This window comes from Pseudomonas sp. MF06569 (genome assembly GCF_059862735.1).
Genome location: NZ_JCBCUZ010000001.1, coordinates 431,111 through 454,629 on the forward strand (window position 1 = coordinate 431,111; position 23,519 = coordinate 454,629).

The 23,519-nt window shown below is 57.1% G+C and carries 18 protein-coding genes and 1 tRNA gene; 6 read left to right on the top strand and 13 right to left on the bottom strand.

Going from position 1 to position 23,519, the window contains the following annotated elements:
- Positions 1–158: 158 nt before the first annotated feature.
- From AC19YQ_RS02070 to AC19YQ_RS02080, 3 genes are all read left to right on the top strand, one after another.
- Entirely contained in the window at positions 159–665 is a 507-nt protein-coding gene (locus AC19YQ_RS02070) for a sigma-70 family RNA polymerase sigma factor (protein WP_219262869.1), read from the top strand.
- On the top strand, positions 662–1,630 hold the full coding sequence (locus tag AC19YQ_RS02075; protein WP_500594476.1) for a FecR domain-containing protein: 969 nt from the start codon (positions 662–664) through the stop codon (positions 1,628–1,630). The genes AC19YQ_RS02070 and AC19YQ_RS02075 overlap by 4 nt, the downstream gene beginning before the upstream one ends.
- Positions 1,631–1,732: 102 nt before the next feature.
- On the top strand, positions 1,733–4,168 hold the full coding sequence (locus AC19YQ_RS02080) for a TonB-dependent siderophore receptor (RefSeq protein WP_500594477.1): 2,436 nt from the start codon (positions 1,733–1,735) through the stop codon (positions 4,166–4,168).
- A 117-nt stretch (positions 4,169–4,285) separates the two neighbouring features.
- Here AC19YQ_RS02080 and AC19YQ_RS02085 read toward each other — a convergent pair.
- The 5 genes from AC19YQ_RS02085 to rpsU form a co-directional block, all read right to left on the bottom strand.
- A tRNA-Ile gene (locus AC19YQ_RS02085) sits at positions 4,286–4,362 on the bottom strand.
- A 15-nt stretch (positions 4,363–4,377) separates the two neighbouring features.
- The gene (locus AC19YQ_RS02090) at positions 4,378–7,749 is read right to left on the bottom strand and encodes a bifunctional diguanylate cyclase/phosphodiesterase (RefSeq protein WP_500594478.1); all 3,372 of its coding nucleotides are present in this window, start codon (positions 7,747–7,749) and stop codon (positions 4,378–4,380) included.
- A 117-nt stretch (positions 7,750–7,866) separates the two neighbouring features.
- Positions 7,867–9,714 (bottom strand): RNA polymerase sigma factor RpoD, encoded by a 1,848-nt coding sequence (gene rpoD, locus AC19YQ_RS02095; protein ID WP_048361132.1) that lies wholly within the window; start codon positions 9,712–9,714, stop codon positions 7,867–7,869.
- A gap of 67 nt (positions 9,715–9,781) precedes the next feature.
- Positions 9,782–11,737 carry a DNA primase gene (dnaG, locus tag AC19YQ_RS02100; protein ID WP_500594479.1) on the bottom strand — a complete coding sequence of 652 codons (1,956 nt, stop codon included), beginning with the start codon at positions 11,735–11,737 and terminating at the stop codon, positions 9,782–9,784.
- Positions 11,738–12,208: 471 nt separating this feature from the next.
- Positions 12,209–12,424, bottom strand: a complete 216-nt coding sequence (rpsU, locus tag AC19YQ_RS02105) for a 30S ribosomal protein S21 (RefSeq protein ID WP_002551877.1) — start codon at positions 12,422–12,424, stop codon at positions 12,209–12,211.
- A 199-nt stretch (positions 12,425–12,623) separates the two neighbouring features.
- Here rpsU and tsaD point away from each other — a divergent pair, with 199 nt between their 5' ends.
- Positions 12,624–13,649 carry a tRNA (adenosine(37)-N6)-threonylcarbamoyltransferase complex transferase subunit TsaD gene (gene tsaD, locus AC19YQ_RS02110; protein WP_500594480.1) on the top strand — a complete coding sequence of 342 codons (1,026 nt, stop codon included), beginning with the start codon at positions 12,624–12,626 and terminating at the stop codon, positions 13,647–13,649.
- Positions 13,650–13,693: 44 nt separating this feature from the next.
- Here the strand turns inward: tsaD and plsY are convergent, their stop codons facing one another.
- Entirely contained in the window at positions 13,694–14,263 is a 570-nt protein-coding gene (gene plsY / locus AC19YQ_RS02115; protein WP_133075300.1) for a glycerol-3-phosphate 1-O-acyltransferase PlsY, read from the bottom strand.
- Positions 14,264–14,337: 74 nt separating this feature from the next.
- On the opposite strand from plsY, the gene folB reads away from it, so the two are divergent.
- Positions 14,338–14,691: a dihydroneopterin aldolase gene (gene folB / locus AC19YQ_RS02120; protein ID WP_133075301.1), complete on the top strand. Its 354-nt coding sequence runs from the start codon at positions 14,338–14,340 to the stop codon at positions 14,689–14,691.
- Positions 14,682–15,206 carry a 2-amino-4-hydroxy-6-hydroxymethyldihydropteridine diphosphokinase gene (folK, locus tag AC19YQ_RS02125; RefSeq protein ID WP_500594481.1) on the top strand — a complete coding sequence of 175 codons (525 nt, stop codon included), beginning with the start codon at positions 14,682–14,684 and terminating at the stop codon, positions 15,204–15,206. The genes folB and folK overlap by 10 nt, the downstream gene beginning before the upstream one ends.
- Before the next feature lie 131 nt (positions 15,207–15,337).
- Here the strand turns inward: folK and AC19YQ_RS02130 are convergent, their stop codons facing one another.
- From AC19YQ_RS02130 to apaG, 7 genes are all read right to left on the bottom strand, one after another.
- Positions 15,338–16,561 carry a multifunctional CCA addition/repair protein gene (locus AC19YQ_RS02130; RefSeq protein WP_500594482.1) on the bottom strand — a complete coding sequence of 408 codons (1,224 nt, stop codon included), beginning with the start codon at positions 16,559–16,561 and terminating at the stop codon, positions 15,338–15,340.
- 62 nt (positions 16,562–16,623) lie between these two features.
- Positions 16,624–18,186, bottom strand: a complete 1,563-nt coding sequence (locus AC19YQ_RS02135) for a SpoVR family protein (RefSeq protein WP_219262874.1) — start codon at positions 18,184–18,186, stop codon at positions 16,624–16,626.
- Positions 18,183–19,457, bottom strand: coding sequence for a YeaH/YhbH family protein (locus AC19YQ_RS02140; RefSeq protein ID WP_133075305.1), 1,275 nt, complete (start codon positions 19,455–19,457; stop codon positions 18,183–18,185). The genes AC19YQ_RS02135 and AC19YQ_RS02140 overlap by 4 nt, the downstream gene beginning before the upstream one ends.
- Before the next feature lie 102 nt (positions 19,458–19,559).
- Positions 19,560–21,482 carry a PrkA family serine protein kinase gene (locus AC19YQ_RS02145; protein ID WP_019823081.1) on the bottom strand — a complete coding sequence of 641 codons (1,923 nt, stop codon included), beginning with the start codon at positions 21,480–21,482 and terminating at the stop codon, positions 19,560–19,562.
- 299 nt (positions 21,483–21,781) lie between these two features.
- Positions 21,782–22,111 (bottom strand): thiosulfate sulfurtransferase GlpE, encoded by a 330-nt coding sequence (glpE, locus tag AC19YQ_RS02150; RefSeq protein WP_019823082.1) that lies wholly within the window; start codon positions 22,109–22,111, stop codon positions 21,782–21,784.
- A 33-nt stretch (positions 22,112–22,144) separates the two neighbouring features.
- Positions 22,145–23,026, bottom strand: a complete 882-nt coding sequence (locus AC19YQ_RS02155; RefSeq protein ID WP_339477994.1) for a symmetrical bis(5'-nucleosyl)-tetraphosphatase — start codon at positions 23,024–23,026, stop codon at positions 22,145–22,147.
- The gene (apaG, locus tag AC19YQ_RS02160) at positions 23,026–23,406 is read right to left on the bottom strand and encodes a Co2+/Mg2+ efflux facilitator ApaG/CorD (protein WP_133075307.1); all 381 of its coding nucleotides are present in this window, start codon (positions 23,404–23,406) and stop codon (positions 23,026–23,028) included. The genes AC19YQ_RS02155 and apaG overlap by 1 nt, the downstream gene beginning before the upstream one ends.
- Between the last annotated feature and the right edge of the window lie 113 nt (positions 23,407–23,519).

A 23,519-nucleotide genomic window follows, 5' to 3' on the forward strand; every position in this document is an offset into this window, starting at 1 on the left:
TCTGTGCGCAGAGGCTACGGGCCGCTGATCCCCTGCCTCAACGAGCCTGCCAAAGCTCGTATCTAAGGGGGCAGGGAGTTGTAACCAAGTATTGAAGTGGCGAACGTCCTGCGGGTAAGATTGAGAATAATTCGCACTTACATCTGGTGGGCCGCTCGGTGCAACCTCCTTCGACCAGCAAGTTGGGCTTTTTTTTCAGCGATCATCATCGTTGGCTGCTGTCCCATATCCAGCGGCATTTGCGCAATCACGCCGATGCCGAGGACACGGTTGCCGATACGTTTTGCCAGTTACTGGTGGCACGGGTAGACCCGGACGCCATCGAGCAGCCCCGTGCCTACCTGTCGACCATTGCCCGACGCCTGATCTTCGATCGTCATCGTCGGCGCAAGCTGGAGTTGGCCTACCTCGAACGCCTGTCCATGTTGCCCGAAGCGCTGGCGCCGTCCCCGGAAGAACAATTGCTGTTGATCGAAGCCCTGGTGGCCATCGATCGGGCGATTGACGGCCTGCCGATGCTGGTCAAGGCGGCCTTCCTCTACAGCCAGCTGGATGGCCTGAGCTACGTGGAGATTGCCCGAAAGCTGGAGCTGTCCGAGCGCACGGTGAGCCGCTACATGAAGCAGGCTTTGCGTCAGTGCTATCTGAGCGAAGGTGCATCATGAGCAAGCGGCGTCTTGACCCCGTCAGCGAGCAGGCGATCGACTGGATGGTGCGCCTGCGTGCGGGCGAACCGGATGTGTCGCTGCAGAAGCGTTTCAATGCCTGGCTGGTACTCGATCCCGCCCACGCCCAGGCCTGGGCCACTTTGCAGGAGCGACTGGGTGCTTCCTTCGGTGCCGTTCGCACACTGGATCGACGGGTGCCCGGCCAGGCCGCAGAAGCGCGCCAACTATTGCTCCAACCCAAGGCTTCGCGCCGCGATGCGCTCAGGGTAATTGCAGGGCTTGGCTTGCTCGGCGGGGCTACATGGGTCGGTGCGCGCAGCCCGTGGGGTGACTCGCTGCTGGCTGACCTGCACACCGGGCGCGGCCAGCGTCAGGACTTCACTCTGGCCGACGGCAGTCGCCTGAGCCTGAATGCCGAGAGTTCGGTAGACCTGCGCTTCGATACCCAGCGCCGCCTGGTGATTTTGCGACACGGCGAGCTGGTAATTCAGGTCGCTGCCGATCCTCTTCGTCCGCTGAGCGTGCGCACCGCAGAAGGTGAAATTCGCGCTCTGGGGACTCGATTCCTCGTGGCCCAGGAACACGGCGCCACGCGGGTAGTGGTGTTGCAGCACTCGGTCAACGTCCGGCTGTTCGACGGCACCAGCATTGATTTGCAGGAAGGCCAGTCAGCCGTCATGCAAGCCGGCAACATTGCTCCGCTCGCCGGTGATCAACATCATCGGGCTGACTGGATGATCGGGCGCTTGAACGTGCTGGACGACCCGCTGGAGGCGGTCGTCAACGCACTGCGCCCTTACAGTCGCGGCTTTGTGCGGGTGGCTCCCGAAGTTCGCAACCTTCGTGTCCAGGGGGTATTCCCGCTAGACAATCCGGATCGGGTGTTTGCGGCACTGGCAGAAACCCTGCCGATTCGTGTTGATCGCTACAGCCCCTGGTTGACATTGATTCGTGGGAAATAGCACGGCTGAAGCGTTATTTTTGAAAATCGCTCTCATTCGTGTCTGGTTTTCATTTCTCGCCCCACCTATCTCCTGACACTTTCAAATTTTCAGGAGAACGCTGTGTTCAACCCGTGGCCCCATCCCCTTTGCGTTGCCGTCACCCTGGCTGCGCTGGCCAGTTCCACTCTGGCGCAAGCGCAGGATCTGACCTTCAATCTGCCGTCCGGCCCGCTCGCCAGCACCCTGAATGCCATTGCCAGCCAGAGTGGACACATCGTTTCGCTGGAGCCGTCGCTGGTAAAGGGCAAGCAGGCGCCTGCGGTGGTCGGCAAGATGCCCGCCGAGCAGGCGATGCAACAGGCATTGTCGGGCAGCGGCTTGCAATTGCGAGTGACGGGCCAGGGCAACTTCAGCGTCGAGCCGGTCATGGACAGCACTGCCGCGCTGCAACTGGGGGCTACCAACATCGTTGAACTCAGCACCGACGCCACCACTGAAGGTTCTGGCTCCTACACCTCGCGGGCGGTGACCATCGGCAAGGGCACCCACACCCTCAAGGAAATCCCGCAGTCGATCACGGTAGTGACCCGCAAGCAGCTGGACGATCAAGGTCTGACAGACCTCAAGGACGCGGCCAACAAGACCACCGGACTGGTCGGCGCACAGGGCGTGGGCAAAGGCATGATCCTCAGTTCGCGCGGGTTCCAGATCGACGACTGGCAATACGACGGTGTACCGATCCCGCGCAACACCTATGCACTGGGCAACTGGGCAACCCAGGACCTGATCTTCTTCGATCGCATGGAAGTGTTGCGTGGCGCATCCGGTCTGCTGCAAGGCACTGGCAGCCCTGGTGGCGCGGTGAATCTGGTGCGCAAACGCGGGCAGATCGCACCCACTGTGACCCTCACCGGCAAGGCGGGCTCCTGGGATCATTACGGCTTGCAACTGGACGCCGGCGGACCGCTGAACCAGACCGGCACGGTCCGTGGACGCTTCGTGGCCGACCAGGACGACAGTCACTCGTTCGTCGATTCCGCCTGGAGTAAAACCACCTCGCTGTACGGTGCCCTGGACTTCGATTTGCGTGACGACACCACCCTGGGCCTGGCGGTCAGCCACTCCAGCGGCGAATCACGGCCGATGGTTCGCGGCTTCCCGCGTTACGCTGACAGCAAGGCAATCGATCTGCCGCGCAGCACCTACACCGGCGCGAAGTGGAACCACTCTCAGATCGATGTGACCACCCTTTATGCCGATCTGGAGCACAGATTCAACGACGACTGGGCTTTCAAGGTCGGCGCCGTGCGCCAGACCGAGAGCAATATAGCCAAGAACCAGCGGGTGCAATCCACCCTCAAGGGCTTGGCCGCGGATGGCAGCGGCGTGCAGTACGCCGATTTTTACTCGGACTTCGACTCCACCAAAGTCGGCCTGGACATGAACCTCACCGGCAAATTCGAAGCCTGGTCCATGCAGCAGGAAATCATGGTCGGCGGCAATTACTCGAAGCTGACCACGGACGACCAATACGCCCGTACCTTCAATGACAGCACTGACACTATTTTCGGTATCGACCATGACCGTCCTGACATCAGCTACGAAGGCCTGATTAATTCCCCAGGGGGGCAGGGCACTCCGAGCAACTATGACATTCGCCAAAAAGGGCTCTATGGCAGTTGGCGAGTCAAGCCGGTCGACTCCCTGACCCTGGTGCTGGGTTCCCGGGTCAGTTGGTACGACTACAGCTACAAGTACTGGACCCAGAAAGCGTCCGGCATTACCGCCAACCCGGACAGCACCACCAACGAAACCGGGCAAGTCACCCCTTACGCAGGCATCGTCTATGACCTGAGCCGCGAGTGGGCCGTCTACGCCAGCTACACCGACGTTTTCGAACCACAGACTGCCCGCACCGTAACGGGCCCTGTGCTCAAGCCGGTGATCGGCAGCAACTACGAAGTCGGCATCAAGGGTGAGTTAATGGACGGCCGGGTCAACACCTCCCTGGCGGTGTTCCGTTATGACCAGGAAAACCGTGCCGTCCCTGACATGCAATCGCCCCAGCTCTGCGACGGTTGGTACTGCTCAATCGCGTCAGGGAAAGTGCGCAGCCAGGGGATCGAGGCTGAAATCAGCGGTGAAGTGACCGACAGCCTGCAACTGTTTGCGGGCTACACCTACAACACCACCAAATACCTCAAAGACCCGGAAAGCGAAGGCAAAATCTTCAGTTGGTGGACGCCCAAACACATGCTGCGGGTGTGGAGCAACTACCAGTTCAGCGGTGACTGGAGCCGCGTGAGCACGGGCCTTGGCTTCACCGCTCAAACCCATACGATTGGCTATGACAGCTCCGTGAACGTGCCGGGTTACGCCGTGTGGAATGCCCGTGTCGGCTACCAGATGACGCCGGAGATCGAACTGGCGATGAACGCCAACAACCTGTTCGACAAAACCTACTTCACTGCGGGCTATAACCAGCTCAATGGCAACAACAACTACGGTGATCCGCGTAACGTAATGTTCAGCGTGAAATACACGCCAACGTTCTGATGCCGCGAATCAAGGGTGTGGACGGTTTGTGGACGGAAAGCGGTTTTTAGGGTGTTTTGAAAAGCAAAATCTCAAACCCCGGAAACACAAAAGCCGCGCAGTGCGCGGCTTTGAGTTTGGTGGGCCCAGTAGGACTCGAACCTACGACCAAGGGATTATGAGTCCCCTGCTCTAACCAACTGAGCTATAGGCCCTCAGTAGGCCGCGGATTATAACGACGGTTTCTCGGTAGTGCTATCCGAAAAATCTGAAATAGGCATACGAAGGAAGGTTGCTGCGAATTTTTCAGCAGACAGAGGGGGGCTGACGATGGCGCCCTGGATTTGTTCGCAACCGGCTTGGGCCAGGAATGCACGCTGAGCCCCGGTTTCTACGCCGTCCGCGATGATGGTCAATTGCAGGCTGTGCCCCAGTGTAATGATGGCGCGAACAATAGCGGCATCATGTGCGTCATCGGGCAGGCCCTTGATAAAAGACGAGTCGATTTTCAGCGTGTCCAGCGGCAAGCGCTTGAGGTAGCTGAGGGACGAGTTGCCGGTGCCGAAATCGTCTATGGACAGTCTTACCCCCAGTTGTTTGAGTCGATGCAGGGCTTCACAGGCTTCTTCGGCCTGGCACGTAATAAAGCTTTCAGTGATTTTAAGTTGCAGGTAGCCGGGCTTGAGCATGCAAGTCTTGAGCAGGTGCTGTACGTGCTCCAGCAACCCGGGTTGGTGCAGTTGAGCGCTTGCGAGGTTGACTGAGATCGCTCCAAAGGGGACGTACACCTGGTTCCATGAGTGCAGTTGCTGGCAGGCGCGTTCAAGCATCCAATCCCCTATTTGTATGATCATGCCGTTTTCTTCGGCCAGATGAATCAAGCGCTCGTGGGGGATTTCTCCGAGTATGGGGTGGATCCAGTGCAGCAGAGCTTCGGCCCCGACCACGCTGCAGTCATCCAGGCTGATTTTGGGTAGGTACAACAGTGATACCTGGCCGCGTTCCAGGGCTCGGCGCAGCTCATGGCTCAGGACGACCCGCGCACTGGCTTGTGAACCAAGGTCGTGGCTGTAGCGTTCGACGCGGTTGCGCCCTTTGAGTTTGGAGTGGTACATCGCCAGGTCGGCATTTTTGACGAGTGTGGCGACGTCGTCGCCATCGTCCGGGAATACGCTGGTGCCGATGCTGGCACTGATGAAAAGCTCGTGCTCGCCTGCCAGGAAGGGCGCGTTGAAACACGCCAGCAACTTGTTGGCAATCATTTGCGCATCGTTGGCTTGTTTGAGCCCGGGCAGCAAAATGATGAACTCATCCCCGCCCAGGCGGGCCACTGTGTCGATGTCGCGCAGCTGTTCCTTGAGGCGGGTTGCGATGCCTTTCAGCAGAAGGTCGCCCACTGGATGCCCGAGGCTGTCGTTGATGTTTTTGAATCGATCAAGGTCCAGAAACAGCACGGCACTGCGCTGGCCGTTTCGCCTCTGATCGGCCAGTACCTCGCACAACCGGTTTTCAAACAGTAAACGGTTGGGAAGGTTGGTCAGCGGGTCGTGGTGGGCCTGGTGGTCAAGGCGTGCCTGAGCATGTTTGAGGCTGGAAATATCAGAAAATACGGCCACAAAGTGGGTGATCAGGTTGTCGCTGTTGCGCACGGCGCTAATGGTCAACCAGTTGGGGTAGATTTCGCCATTTTTGCGTTTGTTGCTGATTTCGCCCTGCCAGTTGTCGGCGTTCGACAGTTGATGCCACATGGCTGCAAAAAATACCCGGTCGTGTTGGCCTGACGCCAGGATTCTCGGGGTCTGACCCAGTGCTTCACTCTCGCTGTAGCCGGTGATTTCGGTGAAGGCCCGGTTCACTGCAGTGATTTTTTGCTGGGGGTCCGTAAAGATGATGCCTTCGGCCGTGCTTTCAAAGACGGTGGCCGTTTGCAGGAGTTTTTCCTGCATCTGGTGACGTTCGGTGATGTCGTGAATGATGGTCAGAATGCAGTGTTCAGCTCCGATCATCAGTGGGTAGCTGGAGATCTCACAGAGGCGAATGTGCCCGTCTTTATGACGGAAGTTACAGCTGAAGTCCCGTACAAAGCCGTCCTGTTCCAGTAGTCGCAGCACTTCGCGCCGCTGCTGGAAATCTACCCATAGATGCAGGTCAAACGTTGAGTGGTGCAAGGCGCTGGTACTGTCATAACCACTGAGACGGCTGAAGCCTTCGTTTATCTCTATCAGCAGGCCGTCACTTTTTCGGCTCACTAACAGGCCATTGGGTGAGGCATGGAATACTTTGGCGAACTTCTCTTCGGATAAGCGCAAGGCCTCTTCGGTCTGCTTGGTTTCGCTGATATTGATCATCAGGCCGCGCAGTACGACCTGCAGGTTATGGGTTGTGATGCTGGCGATGTCGCGCAGCCACAGCGTGTTGCCGTCAGCGGTGATCACGCGATAGTCCAGGCTGTGGTCGCAGTTGGCGTTGACTTCCTTTTCGCGGAAGTCCCGGGCTCGGGCCAGGTCGTCGGGATGCAGGATTCGATTCCAGAAGCCCATACTTAGCCAGTCTGCAATCGGGTAGCCCAGCAACGCTTCGGCCTGGGGCGAGACATAGGTATAGGTGCCGCCGTTCAGTGGTGCCTCCCAGGCGATAGCTGAAAGGCTTTCAATCATTCCCCTGTAGTGATGCTCGCTGCTGCGCAGTTCTTGTTCCAGGGCCGTTCGCCGGGAAATTTCAGAGCTCAGGCGCCGATTGATGCGCACGACGATGAGCAGCACGGTGATCAATAGCAGCGCGCCGGGAAGGACATACACCAGCAAGGTGCGCCACAAGGCCCGGTAGTCACTGATGTTGCCGACCCAGTGCTGCTGAATGCTTTCGGTTTCACTGGGGCTTATGTCAGCCAGCACTTTGTCCAGCAGTTCGAGCAGCACGGTCTGACTTTTGGGAACGGCCATTGCCAGTTGAAAGCGAAAAGGCGTTTCGCCACTGACGTAAAGACCATCGAGTTTGAGCTGGCGCAGGCTCCATACGCTGGAAGCCAGGTCACCGACCATCGCATCGACCTGGTCCGTGGCCAGCGCCTGCAGGGCCGAACTGACGTTGGGCAGTGCGGCGATGTTCAGGTCCGGGTATTGCGCGCGCAGAAGCTCATGGGGGGCGTAGTTTTCAATGACGCCGACCCTGAGGCCGTAGAGGTCTTCGATGTTTTTCGGAGACGCGCCACCCTTATGGGCGAGGATGACGATGGGGAAGTCCAGATAGGGCCGGGTAAATGCCAGGTACTTTTGACGTTCAGGAGTCGACATGATGCCGGGCAGCAAGTCGATCTTGCCTTCTTTGGTCTGCTCCAGCACTTCGCTCCAGCTTGGGGCTGCCACCGGTTTGAAGGTTATACCCAGCCGGTCGCTGATCAGCTGTATGTAATCGGCGGCAAGGCCCTTGTAGTTGCCTTCCTGATCGCGGAACTCAAAGGGCGGCCACGTGGTGTCGATACCAAGGAGCAGCTCAGGATGGTCTTTGAGCCACTGTTGTTCATCATCGGTGAACGTCAGGGCATGGGAACCCGTAGTCCAAACGACAAGCGACAGTAGCAGGATGGCCAGCAATCGTGACATGCGCGTCTCTTCAAAACGCCTGGATGCATCCAGTGTAGTCGGGCTGTGGCAGGGGGAGGGAGCAGGAAGGGTGTTAGCTATAAAGCAAAACCCCCGGCAGGGCCGGGGGTTTTGTTATCACTCGTCGAGGAAGGAGCGCAAATGCTCGCTTCTCGTCGGGTGGCGCAGCTTGCGCAACGCTTTGGCTTCGATCTGACGAATCCGTTCACGGGTAACGTCGAACTGTTTACCAACCTCCTCGAGGGTGTGGTCGGTATTCATGTCGATACCGAAACGCATGCGCAGTACCTTGGCTTCACGGGCTGTGAGGCCGCCGAGTACATCGCGTGTCGCTTCTTTAAGGCTCTCAACAGTGGCTACATCGATTGGCGACTGCATGGTCGAGTCTTCGATGAAGTCACCCAGATGGGAGTCTTCGTCATCACCGATCGGGGTTTCCATGGAGATCGGCTCTTTAGCGATCTTCAATACCTTACGGATTTTATCCTCAGGCATTTCCATGCGTTCGCCCAGCTCTTCCGGGGTCGGTTCGCGACCCATTTCCTGCAACATCTGGCGGGAAATACGGTTGAGCTTGTTGATCGTCTCGATCATGTGCACCGGAATACGGATGGTGCGGGCCTGGTCGGCGATCGAGCGAGTGATCGCCTGACGGATCCACCAGGTGGCATAAGTCGAGAATTTGTAGCCGCGGCGGTATTCAAACTTGTCTACCGCTTTCATCAAGCCGATGTTGCCTTCCTGGATCAGGTCGAGGAACTGCAAGCCACGGTTGGTGTACTTCTTGGCGATGGAGATAACCAGACGCAAGTTGGCTTCAACCATTTCTTTCTTCGCGCGGCGGGCCTTGGCCTCACCGATCGACATACGACGGTTGATGTCCTTGATCTCGGCAATCTTCAGGCCGGTTTCTGCTTCCAGGGCAGACAGCTTTTGCTGGCAACGGATGATGTCCGGTTGCAGGCGACCAATGGCTTCAGCATATTTGCTTTTGCCTTTGGCCAGCGCGTCGCTCCAGCTTTCGTCGACTTCGTTGCCCGGGAACAGGCGCAGGAAATCGGTACGCGGCATGCGTGCATCACGTACACACAGCTGCATGATGGCGCGCTCTTGTGCACGCAGACGCTCCAGGGCGCTGCGAACACGCTCAACCAGGCCTTCGAATTGCTTCGGGACCAGTTTGATCGGCATGAACAGCTCTGCCAGTGCAACCAGCTCGGCAATTGCCTGCTTGCTGCCACGACCGTGCTTTTTCAGTGCCTTGCGAGCGAGTTCCATCTGATCGGAAACGGCGCCAAAGCGCTGAGCCGCGATGATCGGATCGGGGCCGCTTTCGACCTCTTCCTCTTCCTCGGTGGACTCTTCCTTATCGTCCTCTTCGTCATCACCTTCGGCTTTCACCTTTGGGTCGACAGGAGGCGGCACTTCGGCTGCAGGCGGCGCAATACCATCGTCCGGGTCGATATAACCGCTCAGAACGTCGGACAGGCGACCACCTTCGGTGGTGACGCGAGTGTACTCGGAGAGAATATGGTCAACCGTGCCAGGGAAGTGCGCAATTGCGCCCATCACTTCACGGATGCCTTCTTCGATACGCTTGGCGATTTCGATTTCGCCTTCACGTGTCAGCAGTTCTACCGTGCCCATTTCACGCATATACATGCGCACAGGGTCGGTAGTACGACCAATGTCGGTCTCTACTGCCGCCAACGCGGCAGCTGCTTCTTCAGCAGCTGCTTCGTCGGTGTCGGCATCGGCCAACATAAGGGCGTCCGCATCCGGAGCACTCTCGTGTACGGGGATCCCCATGTCATTAATCATGCGGATGATGTCTTCCACTTGCTCCGGATCTGAAATATCTTCGGGCAGGTGGTCGTTGACCTCTGCGTAAGTCAGATACTTCTGCTCACGGCCGAGGGTGATCAACTCTTTGATACGAGACTGCTGTTGCGCTTTTCCGGACATAACACCCTATCCACTGAAGGTCTTGGCGGGCAAAAAACAAGCCGAGGATTATACCTTAGCTATGACCTCACGCGCCAGTTGAGGTCGGGTTTGATGCGGGATTATTGCGACTTAGAAGGTCGCGTAACTGATTTTTTTCCTCGCTACTTAGCTCGCCTTGACGTGCTTTTCGAAGAAGTTGCTCTAGATTTCGCTCGCGTTGACGAGCTGACAAGCTAGTTATGGTGTCGAAAAACTGTTGTTCAAGGTTATCGGCATCAATTAGCCATTCCTTTTCCAGCAGTCTTTGCAGCAAGCGGCCCTGTTCAGTGCCGTGCCAGCGGGACAGTAGCTGTATAGAGCTTAGCTTAGGATTTTTCTGTACGGCCTCTACCAGCGCAATCAGTAACTGATTGTTAGTCTGGTCTTCTGCAGCAAAGTGCCCGGCATCCTCAACTTTTTTGGCCAGTTGCGGATGGTGCAGCAGGGTGCGCAAGGCTGTCAGTGTAGGCGGTTCAACGCCTACGGGGATCCAGGCCTGCTCGCGTTCGCCGCCACGCTTGCCTTTTTTGTCCCAGGGTTTGTTTTCCCACTTTTTACCGCCAGCGCCAGGCTTTTTCGGCGTCCATTCCTGTTGCGGGATGTACATGTCCGGTTGCTGGAAGTCGCTGTAGTCGGGCATTGCATCGTAATCAATGCCGGGGTCGTAGGTCGGTTGAGCCTGGGGCTTCGCAGGTGCGTTTTGCGCCAGCTGACTGACGGTCTCGCTGGTCAGGCCGGTAATTTCGCTCAGGCGCTGGCGCATCAAGGTCCGCAGGTTGGCGCCCGGGACTTTGTCGATCAGCGGTGCTGCCAGCGTGGCCATATGGGCTTTGCCTTCAAGCGAGCGCGGGTCTGCTTCTTCGGTTAACTGCTGGAAGAAGTAATCGGCCAGTGGTTGTGCGTGCTGGTTGATGCGTGCCTTGAAGGCGTCGGTACCTTCGGAGCGCACCAGTGTGTCCGGGTCCTCGCCTTCAGGCAGAAACAAAAAGCGCGCGCGCCGTCCATCCTGCAGGCAAGGGAGTGTGGCCTCCAGTGCGCGCCAGGCAGCATTGCGGCCTGCCTGGTCGCCGTCAAAGCAGAACAAAACACTGGGTACCACGCGGAACAAGCGCTTCATGTGTTCTTCGCTGGTGGCGGTGCCCAGTGTTGCGACGGCATTGCGCAGGCCTTGCTGGGCCAGGGCAATGACGTCCATGTAGCCTTCAACCACGATGATTTCGTCGAGGCTGCGATTGAATTTGCGTGCTTCGAACAGCCCGTACAGTTCCTGGCCTTTATGAAAGACCGGCGTTTCCGGGGAGTTCAGGTATTTGGGTTTGTCATCGCCCAGCACCCGGCCACCAAAGGCGATGATGCGGCCACGACTGTCGCGGATCGGAAACATGACGCGATCACGAAAGCGGTCATAGCGCTTGCCGGTCTCGGCGTTTTCCACCAGCAAGCCCGCATCGATCATGGCTTTTTGCTGCAGTGTGTCGCTGCTTAGGTGTTTGTACAGATTGTCCCAGCCTGGCGGTGCGAATCCGAGACCGAAGTCGCGGGCGATTTCGCCGGTCAGGCCGCGGCCCTTCAGGTAGTCCACGGCAGCTTTGCGTGCAGGATGGGTTTTTAATGCCTGGCGATAAAAATCGGCAGCCGCGGTCAGAAGTGGATAGAGCGGAGAGTCAGTCGCCTGCCGCGGCTTGTGTGGGCGGCCACTTTCTTCTCGCGGGATCTCCATGCCGGCGGCTTTGGCCAGTTCTTCGACGGCCTGGGGGAAATCCAGGTTGTCGTGGTCCATGATGAAGCCGAGGGCGTTGCCGCCCGCGCCGCAGCCAAAGCAGTAATAGAACTGTTTGTCGGGGCTGACGCTGAAAGACGGCGTTTTTTCTTTGTGGAAGGGGCAGCAGGCCGTGTAATTTTTGCCGGCTTTCTTCATTTGCACGCGAGAGCTGACGACATCGACGATATCGGTACGGTTCAGAAGGTCGTCAATAAAGCTCTGGGGGATTAACCCGGCCATGGCGTTCTCGTCATCACTGCGCAGAAATGGGTCCGTATAAAGGGCTTGGACATCGCGCGTGCAGGCGAATGCTCTGCTCGATCGTGGGGCGTCAGCTCAATTATTTCGGGGAAGTGTATCTGTCGAAACCCGGTCTGCTCATTTTAATCAGAGTGAATGGGATCGGTAATTTTCACGCTCTGAGTCCGGCACTGACCAATGGCTGGTCTCGGATAGCTCATAAGCAGGCACTGGAGAGGTGCCTTGGGCTGATCGTCTTTAGGGAAAATCAGAGAGGTGTGCTCGTCGGTAGCCTTGGAAGGCTCGTCAGTAAAGACGTGCACCGCTGGCTATTAGACCAGGTCTGACGTGATGTAACGCTTGTCGCGGTCGCATCTGCGGCCTTGACGATAAAGCATGTAACCTTCAACAACTGCCTACGGCCCGGCTTTAGGCCGGGCTTGGCAGAAGCGTGCTACGAACGTCTGTGTATTAGTACAGACGTACGGCGCGGCGCTGCTCGCGCTGAACTTTCTTCGCGTGACGCTTAACAGCAGCTGCTGCTTTGCGTTTACGCTCGGAAGTCGGCTTCTCGTAAAATTCGCGGCTGCGAACTTCAGCCAGAACACCGGCTTTTTCGCAGGAGCGCTTGAAACGACGCAGAGCTACGTCGAAGGGTTCGTTCTCTTTTACTTTGACGGCTGGCATCCAGAGCTACCTTCATTCATTACCGGGGTCAACGTCTCAAGGCAAAAATCGCGTTGAAAGACGTCGGTTTTTAAGGGTTGCGGATGTTAACCCCTCATCGCCCGGAATGCAAAGCCTCTGATCGAAAACCGCTGGCCGGGGGCGGGAGTGGCGACTATTATGCGCGCCTTCGAATTTAGCCTCTACAAGGCGTAAACCCATGCTAGTACTGGGATTAGAAACCTCCTGCGACGAAACCGGCGTCGCGCTATACGACAGTGAACGCGGGCTTTTGGCCGATGCACTGTTCAGTCAGATCGACCTTCACCGCGCCTATGGCGGTGTGGTGCCGGAGCTGGCTTCAAGGGATCACGTCAAGCGCATGCTGCCCTTGATTCGTCAGGTGCTGGCCGAGGCCGATTGTGTGCCGACCGAGATCGACGCCATAGCCTACACGGCGGGTCCAGGATTGGTCGGAGCCCTTCTGGTTGGGGCTTCTTGCGCTCAGTCGCTGGCTTTTGCCTGGGGTATTCCGGCTCTCGGTGTCCATCACATGGAAGGCCATTTATTGGCTCCGATGCTGGAAGAACAGCCTCCGGAATTTCCGTTCGTCGCTTTGTTGGTATCGGGCGGTCACACGCAGCTGGTTCGCGTTGATGGTATCGGCCAGTACGAGTTGCTGGGCGAGACGCTGGACGATGCTGCGGGTGAGGCGTTCGACAAGACCGCGAAGATGATGGGGCTCAACTATCCAGGTGGTCCTGAGATCGCGCGACTGGCCGCTCAGGGCGTTGCGGGGCGTTTTGTATTCCCCCGCCCCATGACTGATCGTCCTGGGCTGCAGTTCAGCTTCAGCGGCCTTAAAACCTTCGCCCTGAACACGTGGCAGCGCTGTGTGGCCGCGGGCGACGATACCGAGCAAACCCGTTGCGATATTTCTCTGGCGTTCCAGCAGGCTGTGGTCGAGACGCTGACGATCAAGTGCAAGCGCGCCTTGAAGCACGCGGGCATGAAGCGCCTGGTGATTGCTGGTGGTGTGAGCGCCAACAAGGCGTTGCGTGTATCCCTGGAAAAAATGCTCGGCGAGATGAAGGGTAACGTTTACTACGCTCGCCCGGAATTTTGCACGGATAATGGCGCGATGATTGCGTTTGCGGGTTGTCAGCGTTTGCAGGCTGGCCAGCACGAAACATTGGCAATCAGCGTGCAGGCACGCTGGCCGATGGAGCAGTTGAAGCCCCTGTGAGAGCCGGGGTTGGATCGAGCGTGAGGTTTTTTCACGGGCAAGATTCAGAAATGGCGTTCGCGCCCAGCCATCAGGTCGCGTAAATTGCCGCGGTGGCGCCAGACAATCAGTGCCGTCAGGACGCTCATGGGCAGCAGGGCGGCAGGCTCTTGCCAGGCCAGCAATGGCAGGGTCAGGGGTGTGGCGATCAACGCCGCCAGTGAGCTGGTACGGGTCAGCTGAAAGGTTAGCAGCCATGCTGCGACAGCCAGCAATGCCGCGGGAGGGTATAGCCCCAGCAGCATGCCGGCAGCCGTGGCGACACCTTTGCCGCCGCGAAAGCGGAAGTACGCAGGGTACATGTGTCCTACGACGGCGCAGCTACCGATCCAGGCTTGGTCCTGGAGCGAGAAATCCAGTTGGCAGGCCAGAAGGACGGGTAAAAGCCCCTTGCACAGGTCGCCGAGCAAGGTCAGGACGGCAAGTTTTTTGCCAGCCAGACGCAACATGTTGGTTGCGCCGGCATTGCCGGAGCCACTCATTCGCGGATCGGGAGTTCCCGTCAGGCGGCTGAGCAAAATGGCAAAGGACAGAGAGCCAAGCAGGTAGGCGAGGATCGCCAGTAACCAAAACATGCTAACTATTCCGGGCGAGGACGCCCTGATTCTAACGGCGCATTGCGCCCTTGTCGTGCTGCGGAGAAGAGTGCTTGGACAGAGTGTTTATCGAAGGCCTGGAAGTCGACACCGTAATTGGTGCTTATGACTGGGAGCGCGGCATCCGTCAGTGCCTGCGTCTTGACCTGAGTTTTGCGTGGGATAACCGTCCGGCTGCCGCTGGCGATGACCTGACGCTGGCTCTCGATTATGCGAGCGTTTCCACGCGTATTCAGGCATTTGCCGAGCACGCTCAATTTCAACTGGTGGAAACCTTTGCGGAGCGTCTGGCAGAGGTGTTGATGAGTGAGTTCAACATTCCCTGGCTGCACCTCAAGCTGACCAAGCCCGGCGCCGTTGCGGCGGCCACAGGGGTTGGCGTGGAGATTGAGCGCGGATGTCGCTAACTCAGGTTTATCTCGGGCTGGGCAGTAATGTCGAGCGCGAAAAGCATTTGCTGGCGGGGCTTGATGCACTGACCGGTTTTTTGCGCGATATGTGTTGCTCTGCGGTTTTCGAAAGTCAGCCTGTGGGTATCAAAAGCGGGCCTTTTTTCAATCTGGTGGTGGCGGCGAAAACCGATTTGCCACTGATTGAGTTGAGTCGACGATTGAAGCTGATCGAAGCTGATAACGGACGTTATGCTCAAGATCGTAAAGGATTGCCACTGGATATCGACGTGCTGTTTTACGGTGATCTGGTGGGGAGTTTTGACGGATTGACCTTGCCCCGTGCCGAGATTCTCAAGAATGCTTTTGTGTTGTGGCCGCTATCGTTGATAGCGCCAGACAAAGTGCATCCAGGTGTGGGCAAGACCCTTGCTCAGCTGTGGGCAGAGGCACAGATCGATCAAGTGCTCGCACCTGCGGCGTTTGAATGGCGGGATGAGCAGTTGACGCCGCTGGAGATGCTGGCAGGCTGAAGGTCGTTTGAATGTGCAGCAGGGTGCTGCTTTTTTGTGGGAGCGGGCTTGCTCGCGATACTGGCGCTGCGGTCTTTGCGTCAGACCGCATCGATACCATCGCGAGCAAGCCCGCTCCCACAAGATTTGCGCTACGCGGCATCCTTGTAGGCTTGCAGTGCCTTGAGCCGCTCGTGCTTCAGGGCCTCACCCAGCTCTGGGCCTTTGAAGCCCTGCTCCAGCAGTGGTTGCACGGCCACGGCCAGTGCGGCCCGTGCAGCGCCGCGCAGGTAGTCAGCTTGCGGATACGGCCGGTTTTCCAGGCCAAGACGCCCTTTGGCGTCCATCTCGCATGCCACGATAAACTCCTCGAATCGCTGCGGGCGGCGGTACACGTCAAAGCGCTGCAGTAACTCGAGTAGCGTCGAAGCCTTGAGCTCAAGAGCACGATGGCCGTGGGTGTGATACTCGCCCACCAGCAATGCCAATTCCTGGCAATCCCTTGGCACTTTGTAGCGATCATTTACGGCTTTGATCAGGCGTAGTCCTTTGTGCTCGTGGGCAATGTGTCTGGGCCAGTCTTTCTCCGGCGTAAGCCCCTTGCCAAGGTCGTGCAGAAGGCACGCCCAGCGAACGGTCAGCGGTTGCTTGTGCCGCGCCGATTGCTCCAGCACGCTCAGGGTATGCACGCCGCTGTCGATTTCCGGGTGGTGGGCAGGGGGCTGTGGCACACCAAACAGTGCATTCACCTCTGGCAGCAGCACCTCCAGTGCGTCACAGCTGCGCAGCACTTCAATAAATACCTGAGGTTGGTCTTCCATCAGGGCGCGGGAAATTTCTTTCCAGCAGCGCTCGGGGGTCAAGGCTTGCAGCTCGCCGGATCTGGACAGCTGGCGCATCAATTCCAGCGTTTCTGGTGCGATGTTGAAACCAAGGCTCGCGTAGCGTGCTGCGAAGCGGGCCACGCGCAGGACTCTGAGAGGATCTTCGGCGAATGCGGGGGAAACGTGGCGTAAAACACGGTCTTCAAGATCGCGCTGACCATCGTAAGGGTCAGTTATATTGCCAGCATCGTCCTCAGCCATTGCGTTGATGGTCAGGTCGCGGCGTATCAGGTCTTCTTCCAGGGTGACGTCGGGGCTGGCATGAAAAATAAAGCCGCCATAACCATGACCGCTTTTGCGCTCCGTACGTGCCAGAGCGTATTCGTCGCCGGTTTTGGGGTGAAGAAATACCGGGAAGTCTGAACCTACAGGGCGATACCCCAAGGCTTGCATTTGTTCGGCTGTTGCGCCAACGACTACCCAGTCAATATCGGTGACAGGCTTGCCCAGCAGGCGATCACGTACAGCGCCGCCAACTTTATAGATCTGCATAAAAAACCTCCGTTAGCACGACAGGATAGCGCGTGTGCCGTGTTAACGGAGGCTTGTGTGCATTACAGGTGAATGGCGCCCATATCCAGTCGGCCGCGATCATTGTCGCCGTGATCGCCTTTTGGTGGGACATGATGGACTTTCACGACCTGGTCGCCTTGCAGTGTTTCAAGATGGATATCGAAGCCCCACAAGCGGTGCAGGTGTTTCAAGACCTCGTCGGTTGATTCGCCCAAGGGTTTGCGGTCATGTTGCTGGTGGCGCAGGGTCAGGGAGCGGTCGCCACGGCGGTCGATACTCCAGATTTGTATGTTGGGTTCACGATTGCCCAGGTTGTACTGGGCAGCCAGGGTTTCACGAATGATGCGGTAACCGTTCTCGTCGTGAATGGCGGGTACCAGCAAGTCGTCTTTTTGATCGTCGTCCATGATGCTGAACAATTTCAGATCGCGGATTACTTTGGGTGACAGGTATTGCAGGATAAAACTCTCGTCCTTGAAGCTGCTCATGGCGAACTTGATGCTTGATAGCCAGTCGCTGCCTGCCAGGTCAGGGAACCAGTAACGGTCCTCGTCGGTTGGGTGTTCGCAAATGCGCCGGATGTCGCAATACATTGCAAACCCCAGTGCGTAGGGGTTGATGCCGCTGTAGTAAGGGCTGTCAAAGCCGGGTTGGAACACCACGCTGGTGTGGGAAATGAGGAACTCCATCATGAAGCCTTCAGTCACCAGGCCTTCGTCGTAGAGGTCGTTCATCAAGGTGTAGTGCCAGAAAGTGGCCCAGCCCTCGTTCATCACTTGCGTTTGCCGTTGTGGGTAAAAGTACTGTGCAATCTTGCGCACGATACGCACAACTTCGCGTTGCCAGGGCTCCAGCAGCGGCGCGTGTTTTTCTATGAAATAAAGGATGTTTTCCTGAGGTTCGTCGGGGAAGCGGGCGTTATCTTTCTCGCTTAGTTTGTCTGCGCTTTTAGGGATGGTGCGCCACAAATCGTTAATCTGCTTTTGCAGATGCTCTTCGCGCTCTTTTTGGCGACGGCGTTCCTCTTCAGCTGAAATCGGATCGGGTCGTTTGTAGCGGTCTACACCGTAGTTCATCAAGGCATGGCAGGAGTCGAGCAGGTCTTCAACCGCATCGATGCCGTGGCGCTCCTCACATTGCATGATGTACTGCTTGGCGAACACCAGGTAGTCGATGATCGAACTGGCGTCCGTCCAGGTGCGAAACAGATAGTTACCCTTGAAGAAGCTGTTATGCCCATAGCACGCATGGGCCACCACCAGTGCTTGCATGCAGATGGTGTTTTCTTCCATCAGGTAAGCAATGCACGGGTCAGAGTTGATGACGATTTCGTAGGCCAGCCCCATCTGCCCACGGGTGTATGACTTTTCGGTGCTCAAAAAGTGTTTGCCATAGGACCAGTGGTGATACCCCAGCGGCATGCCCACTGAAGCGTAGGCATCCATCATCTGTTCGGCAGTAATCACTTCGATCTGGTTGGGATAGGTATCCAGCGCATAGCGTTCGGCCAGGCGACCAATTTCACGGTCGTAAGCCTGGATCAGGTCAAAGGTCCACTCTGAGCCAGTGGAGATGGGTTGGCGTTTATTCTCTTTGGCGGTCATGTCACTAACCTGCGCTGGAAGAGTTCACGGAAGACCGGATATATATCGCCGGCCGAGACCAGTTGTTGCTGCGCGAAGGTGTCGGAAAACGCCTCGCTGATGCGTTCGTATTCGTACCAGAGGGCCTGATGTTCGCGCGGTGTAATCTCTACATAAGTGTAGTACTGCACGAATGGCATGATCTGGTTGATCAGAATGTCGCGGCAAATGGGTGAGTCATCGTTCCAGTTATCCCCATCAGAGGCTTGCGCTGCGTAGATATTCCACTCGTTGGTGGGGTAGCGCTCGGCCATGATCTCCTGCATCAGTTTGAGTGCGCTTGAGACGATGGTGCCGCCGGTTTCTCTTGAATAGAAAAACTCCTCTTCATCCACTTCGCGTGCACTGGTGTGGTGGCGAATAAACACGACGTCGATCTTGTCGTAGTTCCGCTTCAGGAACAGGTACAGCAAGATGAAAAATCGTTTGGCAATGTCTTTCGTGGCTTGGGTCATGGAGCCAGAAACGTCCATCAGGCAGAACATGACGGCCTTGGAGCTGGGGTTGGGTTGCTTGACCAGCAGGTTGTACTTGAGGTCAAAGGTATCGAGGAAAGGTACGCGGTGAATTCGTGCGCTAAGTTTCTCGATTTCGGCCTCTACGGCTTTGATATCGCCGAAGTTATCGGGCTCTTCGCGCTTTAATCGTTCCAGCTCAGCCTTGGCCTCCCTGAGTTTTGCCCGACTGCTGCCTGAAAGGGCAATGCGCCGGGCGTGAGCTGAGCGCAAGGTACGAATGATATTGATGCGAGACGGATTGCCCTCGTTGCTGATACCGGCGCGTACGGTTTTAAAGGTGTCAGTTCCGGTCAGGTTGCGTTTGACCAGATTGGGGAGTTCAAGGTCTTCGAACATGAATTCGAGGAACTCTTCCTGGGTAATCTGGAATACGAACTCATCCATGCCTTCGCCGGAATTGCCAGCTTTTCCGGGTCCACCGCCGCCGCCCGCTCCGCCTTGAGGCCGTGGAATGTGTTCGCCGCTGGTGAACTCCTTGTTGCCTGGGTGAACTACGGTTTGCTTGCCACCGCGCCCATGGTGAAGCACCGGCTCATCGATATCGCGGCCAGGAATGCTGATTTGCTCGCCATGTTCCATATCCGTTATGGAGCGGCGGCCCACGGCCTCTTCTACGGCCTTTTTGATGTGGTCACGGTAGCGCCGCAGAAAGCGCTGACGGTTTACCGTGCTCTTGTTCTTGCCATTGAGGCGTCGGTCGATCACATAGCTCATTAGGCCCTCCGGGCAGCTTCAAGTTGTGAGCTGCAAGCTGCAAGTCCAGGCAATTGCGCGTGCCTGGTCCTTGCAACTTGAGGCTTGAGGCTTACAGCTGCCTCACTGCGACTTGCGGACCCGCAGGTACCACTCGGAGAGCAGTCGTACTTGTTTGTCGGTATAGCCGCGTTCGACCATTCGAGTGACGAAGTCGTTGTGTTTCTGTTGGTCCTCTTTGCTCGCCTTGGCGTTGAAACTGATAACCGGCAGCAGGTCCTCGGTGTTGGAGAACATTTTCTTCTCGATCACCACGCGCAACTTCTCGTAGCTGAGCCAGGTAGGGTTCTTGCCGTTGTTGTTGGCACGGGCACGCAGAACGAAATTGACGATTTCGTTGCGGAAATCTTTCGGGTTGCTGATGCCGGCCGGTTTTTCGATTTTTTCCAGTTCTTCGTTCAGTGCTACGCGGTTGAGGATCTCACCGGTTTCCGGATCGCGGTATTCCTGGTCCTGAATCCAGAAGTCGGCGTACAGCACGTAGCGATCGAAGATGTTTTGCCCGTATTCGCTGTAGGACTCCAGGTAAGCCGTCTGGATTTCCTTGCCGATAAACTCGATGTAGCGCGGCGCCAGGTATTCCTTGAGGAAGCGCAGGTAGCGCTCACGGGTTTCTGCCTGGAACTGTTCCTGCTCGATCTGCTGTTCAAGTACATAGAGCAGGTGAACGGGGTTTGCTGCAATTTCGTGGGGATCGAAGTTGAATACCTTGGACAGGATCTTGAACGCGAATCGGGTCGAAAGCCCGTTCATGCCTTCGTCGACGCCCGCGTTGTCTCGGTATTCCTGAATGGATTTGGCTTTCGGATCAGTGTCCTTGAGGTTCTCACCGTCATATACCCGCATCTTGGAGTAGATGTTGGAGTTTTCCGGCTCTTTGAGGCGCGAAAGAACAGTGAACTGGGCCAGCATTTTCAGGGTGTCGGGTGCGCAATGGGCTTTGGCCAGTGAGCTGTTGAACAGCAGTTTGTCGTAGATTTTTACTTCGTCACTGACGCGCAGGCAGTACGGCACTTTGACGATGTAGATCCGGTCGATAAACGCTTCGTTGTTCTTGTTGTTGCGGAAGGTGTGCCACTCCGATTCGTTTGAGTGGGCCAACAGGATGCCGGTAAACGGAATGGCCCCCAGACCTTCGGTACTGTTGTAGTTGCCCTCTTGAGTGGCAGTCAGCAGTGGGTGCAGCACCTTGATCGGCGCCTTGAACATCTCCACGAATTCCATCAGGCCCTGGTTGGACCGGCACAGCGCGCCCGAATAGCTGTAGGCATCGGCGTCGTTCTGCGGGAATTCTTCCAGTTTTCGAATATCAACCTTGCCGACCAGGGCTGAAATGTCCTGGTTGTTTTCATCGCCGGGTTCGGTTTTGGCGACACCGATCTGGTTGAGAATCGAGGGATAGAGTTTCACTACGCGGAACTGGCTGATGTCACCACCAAATTCGGCCAGTCGCTTGGTGGCCCACGGCGACATGATGGTGCTCAAGTAGCGTTTCGGGATGCCGAAATCTTCTTCGAGGATCGCGCCATCTTCTGTGGCGTTGAACAGCCCCAAAGGCGATTCGAAGACCGGCGAGCCCTTGATTGCATAGAAGGGCACCTTTTCGATCAGTTGCTTTAGCTTTTCGGCAAGGGATGACTTGCCGCCCCCGACCGGGCCCAGCAGGTAGAGGATTTGTTTCTTCTCTTCCAGGCCCTGCGCAGCATGGCGGAAGTAGGAGACGATCTGGTCAATGCATTCTTCCATCCCATGGAAGTCTTCAAAGGCCGGATAACGACGAATCACCTTGTTGGAGAAGATTCGTGACAGACGAGAGTCGTTTGAGGTGTCCAGCAGTTCCGGTTCACCAATGGCCAGCAGTAGCCTTTCAGCAGCAGAGGCATAAGTGCTTTTGTCTTGCTTGCACAGCTCCAGATACTCCTGGAGCGTGAGCTCTTCCTGGCGTGTGGATTCAAAGCGTTGTTGGAAGTGGCTAAAAATACTCATGACGTCACCTCGCTCGATACGTGGAGTCGGCGATAGATCGGTCAGTTCGAGTGCTGGCATGCAGCAGCATTTCAGCTGCTGTGTACCCCCCAGGACACCATCAAGGTGGCTAAGCCCTTGAAGTTACTACCGATGATCCATTCGCCGGTGTACCGGCTCTCCCCAGATTTGGATGGCCTGAGGTAAAGGATAGTTGGTAATCCGGGAGGTCAAGGCGAGATGCATGAATTGTTGCGCCTGACCGTTGGTCAGGAAGGGCGCCAGCCCTCTGATCACGGGGGCTGGCGCTGAAAAAAATATTATTCGGCAGTGCTTTGGGCGGTTTCGTTCGGATAAGTTGCACGCCACAGTTCGAAGCCGCCATCAAGGCTGTAGACCTCGCTAAAACCCTGGCTCACCAAATACGCCGCGGCGCTTTGGCTGGAGTTGCCGTGGTAACAAGCAACGATCAGAGGGGCGTCGAGGTCGGCGTTGGCGATGAAGTCATGCAGTGAGTGGTTGTCCAGGTGCTTCGCGCCGCTGATATGACTGGCGGCAAAGGCCTGTGGATCACGCACATCAACTACGACGGCGCCTTGTTCGCGCAAGGCCTGGGCCTGCTCTGGCGGGATACGTTTGAATTCGGTCATGGGGAGATTCCTGTGGCCTGACAGCGGGCGCGGTTAGCTGGCGCCCAAGGGTTGGGAAGGTGGGGCGGTTTGCAGGGCGATGGAGGGCGCCGCAAGGGCCGGGTCGTCGCAATCGCAGATCAGGCGCTGACCGGTATCGACGTTGAGCAGAGTCATGGCGCCTCCCCAGACACAGCCAGTATCGAGAGCGAAGATGCCAGGCTCCTTGCAGTTGCCTTCCAGCGCTGCCCAATGCCCAAAGATGATCTTGAGCCCTTGGGTTTTGCGTTCTTTATAACTGAACCAAGGCGCATAGCCTGGCGGTGCGCTACCGATGCCTTCTTTGCTTTTGAGGTCGAGCTTGCCTTCTCGGGTACAAAAACGCATCCGGGTGAAATAGTTGGTGATAACCCGTAAACGGGTGACGCCCGTCAGCTCGTTGTCCCACTTGGCAGGGTCGTTGCCGTACATGCCGTCCAGGTAAGGCCCGATGAGGTTGTCATCACGCAACGCATGTTCAACTTCACTGGCACACTTGAGGGCTTTCTTCAGTGTCCACTGCGGCGGTATTCCTGCATGCACCAGTGCAATATTGCGCTCGGCATCGTGATGCAGAAGAGGTTGCTGGCGTAACCAGCTCAGCAGTTCATCACAATCGGGAGCCTGGAGGATTTCACGCAGGGTATCGCCTTTTTTCAGGCGCTCGGCGTTATGGCCCACGGCCAGCAGGTGCAGGTCATGGTTGCCCAGCACGCACACCAGTGATTCTCGCATGCGGTACAAAAAGCGCAGGGTTTCCAGCGATTCCGGGCCACGGTTGACTAGGTCGCCCACCAGCCAGAGCTTGTCTTTGTCAGGGGCGAAGGCTACGCGTTCGAGCAGGCGTTTAAGAGGCTTCAAGCAGCCTTGCAGATCGCCAACGGCATATACCGCCATCAGTGCAGGGCCCCGGGGACCGCAAGGCGGAAGGGCGCAATGACGGCTTTGAACTCATGACCGTCGTCGGCATGCATCAGGTAGCTGCCTTGCATGGTGCCGACTTTGGTCGTGATGACCGAACCGCTGCTGTAGGAATGCTCGCTACCGGGGGCGATTGTAGGCTGCAAGCCCACAACGCCAGCGCCACGAACTTCTTCTACATGGCCATCGCCGTCGGTGATTACCCAATGCCGGGACAGCAGTTTTGCGGGTATTGAGCCGTTGTTGCGCACCGTGATGGTATAGGCAAAGGCAAAACGCTGATGTTCAGGCTGCGATTGTTCTGGCAGGTAACGCGTGACGACACTGACGTCGACCAGGTAGCGGGGATCGTGCATGCGAGAGGCCTTACGTGAAAGCGAAGACACAGTTCGGGATAAAACTGATGCCTGAGTCTAGGCCAAACAACGTGTACTAGGCCAGACGTTGCGTCCGGCCCAGTACCCGTTTT

Bases quoted from the DNA above. Each gene is read 5' to 3' on its own strand.
- tsaD (WP_500594480.1), top strand. From the start codon at position 12,624: ATGCTAGTACTGGGATTAGAAACCTCCTGCGACGAAACCGGCGTCGCG.
- AC19YQ_RS02145 (WP_019823081.1), bottom strand. From the start codon at position 21,482: ATGAGTATTTTTAGCCACTTCCAACAACGCTTTGAATCCACACGCCAG.
- AC19YQ_RS02140 (WP_133075305.1), bottom strand. From the start codon at position 19,457: ATGAGCTATGTGATCGACCGACGCCTCAATGGCAAGAACAAGAGCACG.
- glpE (WP_019823082.1), bottom strand. From the start codon at position 22,111: ATGACCGAATTCAAACGTATCCCGCCAGAGCAGGCCCAGGCCTTGCGC.
- rpsU (WP_002551877.1), bottom strand. From the start codon at position 12,424: ATGCCAGCCGTCAAAGTAAAAGAGAACGAACCCTTCGACGTAGCTCTG.
- plsY (WP_133075300.1), bottom strand. From the start codon at position 14,263: ATGTTTTGGTTACTGGCGATCCTCGCCTACCTGCTTGGCTCTCTGTCC.
- AC19YQ_RS02130 (WP_500594482.1), bottom strand. From the start codon at position 16,561: ATGCAGATCTATAAAGTTGGCGGCGCTGTACGTGATCGCCTGCTGGGC.
- apaG (WP_133075307.1), bottom strand. From the start codon at position 23,406: ATGCACGATCCCCGCTACCTGGTCGACGTCAGTGTCGTCACGCGTTAC.
- AC19YQ_RS02155 (WP_339477994.1), bottom strand. From the start codon at position 23,026: ATGGCGGTATATGCCGTTGGCGATCTGCAAGGCTGCTTGAAGCCTCTT.
- AC19YQ_RS02135 (WP_219262874.1), bottom strand. From the start codon at position 18,186: ATGACCGCCAAAGAGAATAAACGCCAACCCATCTCCACTGGCTCAGAG.
- rpoD (WP_048361132.1), bottom strand. From the start codon at position 9,714: ATGTCCGGAAAAGCGCAACAGCAGTCTCGTATCAAAGAGTTGATCACC.
- AC19YQ_RS02090 (WP_500594478.1), bottom strand. From the start codon at position 7,749: ATGTCACGATTGCTGGCCATCCTGCTACTGTCGCTTGTCGTTTGGACT.
- dnaG (WP_500594479.1), bottom strand. From the start codon at position 11,737: ATGGCCGGGTTAATCCCCCAGAGCTTTATTGACGACCTTCTGAACCGT.
- folK (WP_500594481.1), top strand. From the start codon at position 14,682: ATGTCGCTAACTCAGGTTTATCTCGGGCTGGGCAGTAATGTCGAGCGC.
- AC19YQ_RS02075 (WP_500594476.1), top strand. From the start codon at position 662: ATGAGCAAGCGGCGTCTTGACCCCGTCAGCGAGCAGGCGATCGACTGG.